We start from the raw sequence: 10,253 nt of genomic DNA on the forward strand, positions 1-10,253 counted from the left end.
GAGGATAATGAGCTATGAAGCGCATTTTACTCCCGGTGCTTGTTCTCTCCCTGGTTCCTTATTTTATCCTGGCTTTTTTTAGTTACCCATCGACCGATGATTTTGCCTACGCCAATTACGTTTTAGATCACGGTTTGTGGGCGGCCCAAGGCCATGTGTACACGTCCTGGTCAGGTCGCTACCTTGCCACGTTTTTGTTGAGCCTTAACCCCGTGGCGCAAAAGTGGATCTGGGGATTTCCTCTGATTCCACTTGTTCTCCTCGGTGGATTTTGGGCAAGCCTCGTTTATTTTTGCCGAAAATGGACTGTCAATTCCCTGGATAAAACCCGAAGCCTGACTGTGGCTACCCTGTTGTTTTCTCTGACCATAAGCTTTATGCAAATCCCTGTTCAGGCCTTTTATTGGTTAGCCGGATCGGTCACTTATACTTTTCCCCTTATACTTACGACCTTGGCAGCGGGCCTTATGGTGGACCTGTTTCGTCATGGCGATCTAACGAAAAGACAATGGCTATTTGTCGTTCTCGTCGGTCCCATTGTCGTCGGCTGCAATGAAACCATTATGCTCCAATGGATGACGGGGATTTTAATATTTCAGCTTTTTTTCTTTCTCCAACACCGAAGGCTTTCCAGACATCTTATCCTTGGGACTCTTTTGAGTGCCGTGGGCTCAGCGGTTGTATTTCTGGCTCCCGGCAACAGTGTGCGCACCAGTCACTTTGAAGATGCGCACAGGCCTTTTTACGCTCTTTACAGAACAGTCGGTGCAAGCATTGAGCACTTTGTGCAGTTCTTAAGCCCGGCTTTGATTCTATTTTCTCTTCTTGCCATTGTTTGGTGTCTCGACAACAAAGATCGCCTCACAAAAACTCTTGTCGCCCAAGTGCCGACGTGGATCCCAAGAACCCTATTTGCCCTGATGCTTTTTTCCGCCTTTTTCCCCGCCATGTGGGCCATGGGTGGCAACCCTCCAAAGCGAGTCGATAATACGACTTACTATTGGTATCTCCTGTTTTGGTTTCTCAACCTCATTCACTGGGTTCACGCAAAGCCCGAAAAATTTGAACGGCTTCGTTCCCGGTGGCCCAATCTTTTTGCCCCGAGAGTCCTTCTTCCCCTAGCTCTGGTGAGTTTGTTTTTGGTCGGCAACCACCGTCATGCCTTCACCGATCTCGCCAAGGCCTCAAAATTCAGTAGCGAGTGGAAAGAGCGGCAAGTAAAGAGCGAGCAGGCAGCCCTAGCCAACAAAGGCTCAAGCCTAGTGTTTTCGCCTCTAAAAAATAAACCCAAGATTATCTTTAACGAAGACCTCACTCCCAACCCCGAAGAGTGGCACAACATGGCCTGGGCTCAGTATTTTGACCTCGGCAGCGTGAGAATCACCCAATAGACAATTTGACCCACCGCGACTCAATCGACTCCCTTTTGCCTTGCCACTTGAAAGCTTTCTGACGCTAGGGTTATCTAGACCTGTTTGTCACAGACCCAATAAGGACAAATCCATTCTATGAACGGTGAACCGAGTCCGAGTACAGAACTAAATCCCGACGACTCCACCCGGCAGTCAATTGGTCGCAAGATCGCTGTCGGTGGAATCTGGGCCCTTATGGGCCGCATCGGCTCCGTCGTTCTTGTCGTTGCTGTCAACGCCTTAGCCTCCCGATTATTAAGTGCGGAAGACATGGGTGCCTATTTCCTAAGCTTGAGCCTTGTGGCGGTTATTAGCATTGTGGCTCAGATTGGTCTTAATCACGGTATTGTGAAACTTCTCGCCTCTGAAATGGCCATCAAACAAACCGGACGAGTCAAGGGTCATATTTTGAGTTCTCTTCAACTCGTCTTGGGACTCTCAGTCCTATTAGCCATCCTCCTCAATCAGCCTTTTGCCAAGGACTTAGCCCATAATTTGTTTTCGTCAGACAATTTGAGTTCTGAAATTGGCTGGGTCGCACTCTGGGCGGCACTCTATTCTATCCAAAGTCTCGTGGCTGAAACTTGGCGAGGCTTACAAAAGATTGATCATGCTACGGTGTTTGGTGGCCTTTCCACCCAGTTTTTTACTTTGGCCTCACTGGGACTTCTTATGATTCTTGAAGTCCCGGCGACCTTACACGCCGTGGTCCTTGTCTCCGTGACATCCTGCTTTTTGTCCATTCTTCTGAGCCTCATGCTTTTGACTCCTCAGCTGTCAGAATTAGGAAAGGCTGAATGGACGGGTACTAAACAACTCCTTTCCTTTTCTTGGCCCTTTTTGTTCACCTCGCTCACCTTGTTCACCCTGAGTCAGGCGGATTTGTGGCTGGTGGGGTTTTTTAGCTCTGAGGCCCAGGTGGCCTACTATGGGGCTGCCATGAGGATCACTCTTCTCACCACCATGCCCCTTGCCATCGTCAACGCGGTAATTCCCCCATTTCTGGCTGAACGCCACACCGTCGGCGACAAAGATGGGATGGAAGCTATTTTGCGCAGCACATCTCTTTTGGCCTTTTTACCTGCTCTATGTCTGTTTTTGGTTTACTGGGCATTCGGCGCCGATATTCTTGAGCTCGTTTTCGGACCAGGTTACTCAACAGGTGCCCCCGTCATGCTGATTTTAACTGGCGGTTATTTGTGCCACATCCTTTCCGGCTCGCCTGGCTATACGCTGATGATGACGGGTAACCAAAAACCCATGATGATCATTACCGTTTCGGCTGCAGCTCTAATGGTGGCAAGTGGAATTCTTGGAGCTAAGCTCTTTGGCCCCATTGGTGTGGCTTGGGGAAGCTTTTTGGGGCTGACTTCTCAAACAGTAGGGATGTGGCTCTATGCCCGCATTAAAGTCGGTGTATGGACGCATCCGGATTTTCGCAGGCTCTTATCATTGCCCCAGACTTTGCAAGCAATCTTGCATTCACGGTAGGGCTTCTTTTACCATTGCAAATGCGCTGGTGAATGCAGGCGACACAGCATTGAGAAAATGCAAAGACTTTTCGTCTCGTTCCACAACAAAGTCTTGAACAAGACTTAAAGTCTTTTTCTCCACAAGCTGGGCGCGAATGCCAGGCCTTGTCCATTGACTGAATTTTTTCAAATCAATGCCCGAAACCAACTCACCGGCTAAATCCTGGAGGTACTCCATGCGGTACTTCTTCATCTCGCTCAGGGCGAGAGTCCTAAAGCCACCCGTGTTTTTAAGAAACATGGTGGCTTCAAGTCGACCCACTTGACCCAGCTCAGAAATATTAAAGTTATCAAATCCCTGATAATTCTCCCGCCAAAATGCCGGAATCGCTGTGGGCCCAATTTTCACCTCACCTTGCACGGTGAGAGTGAAATGAACTCCCAAAAAAGGATTCTTTAAGTTTGGGACCGGATACACATGGGTCTTTAATGGAGACGCCATTTCAGCGGGTTTTAGGTAGATCCCTTTAAAGGGAAGAATTTGGTACTTATCACCAAAGCCCATTTGTTGAGCCATCCGATCGGCATAAAGCCCCGCGCAATTGTACACAAACCCAGCTGAAATCCGACTTCCTTTTGTGGTCTCAATCTCTCCCGTCCTAGAGATTACTTGAACACCCTCACTCAATCGCACTTGAACTCCGGATGATTTCAATTGATCCAAAAGACATTGGCAAACGGCGACCGGGTCCACGCTGGATGTGCTCGGCGACCAAAGGGCGCGACGGAAAGTTTTGGCTCTGGGCTCAATTTCTTTAACCTGTTCACTATCGATCAGCTCAACCGGTACACCATTGGCCTGCCCCCGAGTAAAAAGAGTATCAAGCACTAAGTCTTCAGCCTCATTACGGGCCACAACGAGCTTGCCACAGCGAAGAACAGGCACATCGAAGACATCACAGAACTCATGAAGCAATAGATTTCCCTTGCGAGTTAATTTTGCTTTAAGGGAATCCGGAGAATAGTAAAATCCGGCGTGAATCACGCCGCTATTTCGCCCACTGGCATGGGCCGCCACTTGGGATTCTTTTTCAAGTACAATAATGCTGGATTTTGGGTAGGCCCCTCGCAGTTCTCGGGCCATGGCCAAACCCATAATCCCCGCACCAACGACGACAAAATCAGCCGTAATCGCCGACAACTTACATCACCATCTTTGTCCAAATAGCGGTGCGATCTGACAGCTCAACCGGTGCAAAGCCAAGCTCAGTAAAATAATCAATGAGCCATTTCCACTTTTGATTGCGATTAGTGTCGTCAAAGTGCCACTCCATGACGATAAACTTGGCTGGCTGAATAAATTCCCGACTTGCCGCAAGCACTTCGTACTCAGCCCCTTCAATGTCCATCTTTATGGCATAGTCAAAGTCTGGTGCATATTCCTTGACCAATCCCTCAAGGCTTCTGCCATCAACCTCAATGTAATCGCTACTAACGGATCCCTCGCCCTCCATCAATGAATGGGCGTTATTATTGGTGGACAAAAAAAGTTTGACCTTCTTATCCTTAGCCGTCACCGCAGCTGGCAAGCAAGTCGTCGTATCGCTCAGACCATTGGCCGCCACATTTTCTTTAAGAAGCCTAAAGTTATCTGGATTTGGTTCAAGGGTGACCAGCCGAGCACTGGGAAACAAGGAGCGCGCCCAAACAGTAAACACACCAATGTGTCCCCCTAAATCAAAAATGACTTTGGGAGTGCCAAGATCGGTGGGGATTCCCCGATACTCCCACCCAAGGCCCACCGCTAGAACTTCGTTTAAATCCCGAGTGTTGGGCCTGATTTGGTACTTCTGCCCATTGACAAGCTCAACTGACATATCCGCACGCTGGGGAATGAGTTTGAGCTGATTGGGAAACACCGTCCACCAGGGTTTGACCTGCATACTCCATTTTCCATAGCGTACAATGGATCCCAAAAGTCCCATCACGCACCTACCTTTCGGGCAAAAAGCTCTCGCCAATAGAGAGGACGACTCAAATGCTTGTAACTAAGTGCCACCACGATCGCCAGAATAAAAATGAAATTATGGGTCACTTCCCCATCGGAGAAGTTGTTTTGCGTCATTCCACCCACATGAAGGGATATCTGGGCACCAAGCGCCCCTATTGCCAAAGACCGATCCCAAGCCTCTTCCGGCGGAATTCTCCGCCAAAGCTGATAGGTCAAAAGCAAAAAATAAAGGATAAATCCTAAATAGCACCCAAGCCCCAAAAGCCCAGTACCTGCCAAAAACTGCAAGTAGACATTGTGGGCATGGCCATGAAAGCCTTTTTCAATGCCCATGCGCTGATAGTACTCGCCAATACGCCTTTCGTTTTCCGTATAGCCTATTCCCACTAAAGGATGATCTTTAAAAATCTCCCAATTGGCCTTCCACAGGGTCACCCGATCGCGGTTATAGACGTTATCCGTCGCAAAAATGGAGACCACCCGCGCCCGAATAGGTGGCACAGCAACAACAAGAATTGCTAATACCAGGCCCAGCCCAAGGCTGGCCCTAATGAATATCCGTCGATTGTAAAGGCCAAGCATGACGAGGGAGGCCACAGTCACACTGATCCAAACCCCACGAATGAGGCTCAACACCAAAGCCATAGCCACAACCAGGGCGACACACCTGAGCCACAATCTCGCTCGATCACCCACTCCCCCAACCAGAATGACTCCCAGCAACAGACAGAACCATAGGGCAAACAAGTGAGCAAAGGTCATGGGGTTATTAAAAAACCCGGCAGCCCGAAAGATCTGCACATTTGCCAGCACCAGGCTATGAATCTCACGACCTGGACGAACCAGGTCCACACCGGTAAAGACCTGCACCAGCCCATAGAGGCTCACAATCAATAAAACTGGCGCCACAAGCCCCACAAGCCACTTAGGCCTAAACTCGGGCTCCCAGCGCAGGGCCAAACTGTAGCCATAAAGGAGTAAAACCCAGCGAAAATTACCAATGATGTAAACGAGATCAGCTCCGTGGGACTGTTGAATCGCGGCACCAAGGGCCGCCACTCCCCAGAGCCCCCAAAGCATGTACTCGGGACCAACACACAAGCCCAAAGGGGCCCTCTTTTGCACGCGAATCCACAGGGCCCTGACAAGGCTCCCTAGGGCGAGCAGCCAGCCAAAGAGCTCCATTCCTGCAATCGACACAGGGAGAGAGAAGAGAAGAAATCCGATGAGAAAATGTGGAATATAAAACACAACCCGAGCCACAAACGCACACTGCTCCTTGAATCAGTGCGTAGAGTAAGCCACGAAAACCCCAAGAACAATCTCTACCTTTGACACTGTAGACACTTTTAATTAAGGTTTTTTAAACGATGCATCACCCTTATTAGGTGCATGAAAAAGGGAACAAATTCGGAGTTGGATGATCAGTGAGTCGTGTTTGGTTTGATGTCTCAAGCTTAGTTGGTTGGTCGGGTCCATTGACAGGAATGCAACGGGTCTCTGTGTCCATTATTCATGAATATATGAAGCTTGATCCTGATACCAAATTCGTTAGCTTTGATCCCGACACAAAGACTTTCAAGGAAGCACCTAAAACCGTGGTTACTGATTTGGCTGCCGCCATTAAGGACACGAAACAAGGTGGCCTTCGCCGTAACTGGCAGTTTCATTTTAAAAGCTTTGTCCGCAGTCAAATTCCGGAGAATCTGATCCCTCTTTTGGGCGATGTCAAACGGTCGATCTTGAAGGGAGTGGGGGCCGCAAAAATCCTCCTCTTTAGTAACTACAAGGAGTTTGATTGTCCCTTTGGGCATGGTGATTCTCTCATTGCACTTGATGTGACATGGGGTCGCCACAACTATGTCCCCTATTTACCCTATTTCAAAGAGAAGTTCGGGATTCGTTTTTTTCATTTGGTTCATGACATCATCCCCATAAAATTTCCAAATTTTTATGAGCAACGATTCGGCACGCACTTTCGAGAACACATCCGCCAGGTCCTTATGGAATCGGAAGCTGTGCTCGTTTACTCCGACAATACCAGGGAAGATCTGCGCCAATGGTCCATTACCGAGAATCTCAAAAAACCTACTTTTATGCGCATTCACCTTGGATCAGACTTTGCTTCTCTCAATCAATCGGAAAAGGTTGAGGGCCTTGAGGGAAAGCCTTTTTGTCTCTATGTTTCGACCTTGGAGGTCAGAAAAAATCACCTGCTACTGCTAAAGACATGGAAACGCCTTATTGAACGCCTCGGGGAGCAGACTCCACGCCTTGTGTTTGCCGGAAGGCGAGGGTGGATGATCCAGGAAACTCTGGACTATTTAAAGTCTCACCCTGAACTCAATGATCACTTGGTGTGGTTACAAAACTGCTCGGATAACGAATTGGCCTGGCTTTATCAAAATTGCTTATTCACCCTTTATCCCTCTAGATACGAGGGGTGGGGGCTTCCAGTTATTGAAAGCCTCGCCTACGGGAAACTCTGCCTGGCATCGGGAGCCGCTTCAATCCCTGAGGCAGGGAGTTCCTTTGCCCGGTATTTCGACCCCGAGTCTGTCGACGAATGCGAGAGCCTTTGCCTCAGTTACATCTTAGATCCACAAAAAATCCGAGATGCTGAAAAGTACATCAAAGACCATTACCGACAGACTCGCTGGAGTGAGACCGCTCGCGATTTGGCTAATGAGCTGGCAGATGTTCGGGCGGCCTTGCGCACGTCCTCCACTCTCGTCGAGGCTCGACAACAATCATGAACAAGATTCAAAAATTCTCCACTTCGCGAAGAGGCTATGGGGGCAATGTCTACGAGCGCTATGTGGACCGAGTGCTCTCCAAGCACTTTCGCCATGAGCCCATCGATCTGAGTTTTCACCTTAAGGGCTGGTTTCGCCTTATTGAATTTCCGGTCTACGTCTTGCGGCTTTTGCTGACCTCGCTATTCCCCAATGGGTTTTTGATTCGAAATTTCCAAACAAGTTTTCTGCCTCTCAAAAAAAAACATGGGCTGACTATTGTCTTTCATATTGACGAAACACTGAGCCCGCTAGCCTCAAGAATTTTCCAAAGAGGTGTTGAAAGGCTGTTTTTCCTGTTCGCCCGCAAATCAGATCCCATCGTCGTCATCTCAAAATACTGGAAAAAATATTTTGAGGACCGAGGATTTACAGATGTGCACCTCATCTACTGCCCCTATGAACTTGAATTGTATGAGATCTCTGATGAAGAGATCGAAGATTTCAAAAGGCGCTTTGGTTTGGGCGACAAACCCATGGTTTATATCGGCAACCCACAGCCAAAAAAGGGAACCCATCTCGCCTACGAGGCCCTAAAGAACGAAGGCTATGAGCTCATCACTTCAGGCGAAGGCCCCCTGGATTTGCCAGTTAAAAACCTTAAGCTCGACTTCAAAGATTATATACGGCTTCTTGCCGCCTGTGATGTCGTCGTCACCTTTTCCCAGTTTAAAGAGGGCTGGTGTCGAGTGGCCCATGAATCGGTCCTCGTCGGCACCCCAGTTGTGGGCAGCGGCGAAGGCGGCATGGAAGAAATTCTGACCCATACAGATCAGACCCTCTGCCCCAACCAAGAGATCTTGGCCCAACATGTGCGCCAATGCCTCGACAAGGGGCACGTCCCTCCCGAGGCAATCGAGTGGGCTAGGAGCTTCACTATGGAGTCTTTTGAGCGCGATTGGACCCGGCTGCTCCTGAAGATGGCCCCTGACACGGGCAAATCCACATCTGATGCGGCAAGCCAAGTGAGCCTTCAGTCACTTGAGCATTGATGGTTTCCTCGCCCTTATCTATATTGTGGCCTCAATTGAGGAGATTTCATGATTCCAGTGATTATTTCTGGGGGAAGCGGCACTCGCCTGTGGCCGATTTCGCGTAAAAGTTTCCCCAAACAGTTCGTTCAGATTTTTGAAAGAAGTCTATTTGAAGAAACGATTGATCGTCTAATGCCTTTGGGTGCTCCCTGGGTGGTGACAACCAAAGATATGAAGGTTCTTACAGAAAAGACCATGAAGGACCGAAAGGTGCCGACATCTCACCTGGTCCTGGAACCTATGGGCCGCAACACGGCCCCCGCCGTAGCACTGATCTGCCGGATTTTTGAAATCAAAGGTTGGCAAGATCAAGTGATGGGGATTTTCCCTGCTGATCATCTCATTGAAGACGAAGCTGAGTTCACCCGAGCCCTCAATACTGCGGAGCAGGCAGCCTTAAAGGGTTATGTCACCACGATCGGCATTAAGCCCACCTATCCTGCAACCGGATACGGGTACATTGAAATGGACCCTAACACTCCTGTCATTGAAAGTGGCAGCCTCAAGGCCTATGCCGCCAAAGGCTTCAAGGAGAAGCCCGATCTCAAAACTGCGAAGGATTATTGCCAGTCAAATGCCTACTCCTGGAACGCCGGGATGTTCATTTTTCAAACCAAAGTTATGATCAAGGCATTTCAGACGCATCTTCCAGATGTTTGGGAGACGATTTCGGAGCTCAAGGCTGATCTTTCCAATTTGGAAGACGTCTACGGATCTCTACCTTCGGTTTCCATTGATTATGGGATTATGGAGAAGCTCGACAGGCAAGCCTGCGTTCCCTGTTCCATTGGCTGGAATGATCTTGGGTCCTGGGATGCCATCGCCGATGTTGCCGGTAGCCAAATCGAAATCCAGAGAGAAAAGCTAGCCTTTGCCGATTGTGATGAATCCTCAAATTTTGTTTTTCCAGCCAACAGGGACAAAGTTTACGGTGTGATTGGCCTCAATGATCTGCTTGTGGTGGACTCGCCAGACGCACTTTTAATCGCAAAAAAGGGCTATTCAGAAAAAGCCCGTGAAATCGTCTCAAAACTCCATGAGGCCAAACAACCAGCCGCTGAAGAGCACCTCTTTGAAGTTCGCCCCTGGGGTAAATATGAGATCCTTCGAGACACTGATCAGTTTAAGTCCAAGGTGATCACAGTAGATCCACACTCCCAGCTTTCTTATCAATCCCACACCAAGCGTGAGGAGTTCTGGGTCGTTGTTTCAGGTATGGGCGAGGTCATCCTCAATGACGAGACCATCCCTGTGCAGCGTGGAAAAGTCGTCCATATCCCCCTTGGGGCCAAACACCGGATGAGGAATACTGGCGCTACACCATTAGATTTCGTGGAAGTCCAAGTTGGAAGCTACTTCGGTGAGGACGACATAGTTCGCTATGAAGACGATTACCAAAGGTGCTGAATAGAGAGGCCTTGCTGTGAGCAGTAAAATTTTGAACCAGCCGAACATTTGGATTGATGTCACAACATCTTTTCGCTGGAAAAAGCGCCCAACGGGAATCCCAAGAACCTGTAACTCGCTGG

General features: G+C 49.0%; 8 protein-coding genes. 5 read left to right on the forward strand and 3 right to left on the reverse strand.

From position 1 onward, the window contains the following. The first annotated feature begins 14 nt into the window (after nucleotides 1–14). Nucleotides 15–1,391, forward strand: coding sequence for a hypothetical protein (locus tag H6624_09620; GenBank protein ID MCB9084594.1), 1,377 nt, complete (start codon nucleotides 15–17; stop codon nucleotides 1,389–1,391). Between the two features lie 117 nt (nucleotides 1,392–1,508). Continuing rightward, on the forward strand, nucleotides 1,509–2,903 hold the full coding sequence (locus H6624_09625; GenBank protein ID MCB9084595.1) for an oligosaccharide flippase family protein: 1,395 nt from the start codon (nucleotides 1,509–1,511) through the stop codon (nucleotides 2,901–2,903). Here H6624_09625 and lhgO read toward each other — a convergent pair. The 3 genes from lhgO to H6624_09640 are packed head-to-tail and all read right to left on the reverse strand — an operon-like array spanning nucleotide 2,895 to nucleotide 6,158. Then, a complete protein-coding gene (gene lhgO, locus H6624_09630; protein ID MCB9084596.1) occupies nucleotides 2,895–4,076 on the reverse strand; it encodes an L-2-hydroxyglutarate oxidase in 1,182 nt (393 codons plus the stop codon). The two genes, H6624_09625 and lhgO, sit on opposite strands and share 9 nt — an antisense overlap. 10 nt (nucleotides 4,077–4,086) lie before the next feature. Then, nucleotides 4,087–4,869 carry an FkbM family methyltransferase gene (locus H6624_09635; GenBank protein ID MCB9084597.1) on the reverse strand — a complete coding sequence of 261 codons (783 nt, stop codon included), beginning with the start codon at nucleotides 4,867–4,869 and terminating at the stop codon, nucleotides 4,087–4,089. Continuing rightward, on the reverse strand, nucleotides 4,869–6,158 hold the full coding sequence (locus tag H6624_09640) for an O-antigen ligase family protein (GenBank protein ID MCB9084598.1): 1,290 nt from the start codon (nucleotides 6,156–6,158) through the stop codon (nucleotides 4,869–4,871). The genes H6624_09635 and H6624_09640 overlap by 1 nt, the downstream gene beginning before the upstream one ends. 164 nt (nucleotides 6,159–6,322) lie before the next feature. Here H6624_09640 and H6624_09645 point away from each other — a divergent pair, with 164 nt between their 5' ends. Genes H6624_09645 through H6624_09655 form a run of 3 tightly spaced genes read left to right on the forward strand, consistent with a single transcriptional unit; the run spans nucleotide 6,323 to nucleotide 10,131 of the window. After that, nucleotides 6,323–7,651, forward strand: a complete 1,329-nt coding sequence (locus tag H6624_09645) for a glycosyltransferase family 4 protein (GenBank protein MCB9084599.1) — start codon at nucleotides 6,323–6,325, stop codon at nucleotides 7,649–7,651. Next, nucleotides 7,648–8,682 (forward strand): glycosyltransferase, encoded by a 1,035-nt coding sequence (locus H6624_09650; protein ID MCB9084600.1) that lies wholly within the window; start codon nucleotides 7,648–7,650, stop codon nucleotides 8,680–8,682. The genes H6624_09645 and H6624_09650 overlap by 4 nt, the downstream gene beginning before the upstream one ends. Before the next feature lie 48 nt (nucleotides 8,683–8,730). Beyond that, entirely contained in the window at nucleotides 8,731–10,131 is a 1,401-nt protein-coding gene (locus H6624_09655; protein ID MCB9084601.1) for a mannose-1-phosphate guanylyltransferase/mannose-6-phosphate isomerase, read from the forward strand. Nucleotides 10,132–10,253: the final 122 nt, after the last annotated feature.

It is taken from the genome of Pseudobdellovibrionaceae bacterium (assembly GCA_020635075.1).
Classification (GTDB): domain Bacteria; phylum Bdellovibrionota; class Bdellovibrionia; order Bdellovibrionales; family UBA1609; genus JADZEO01.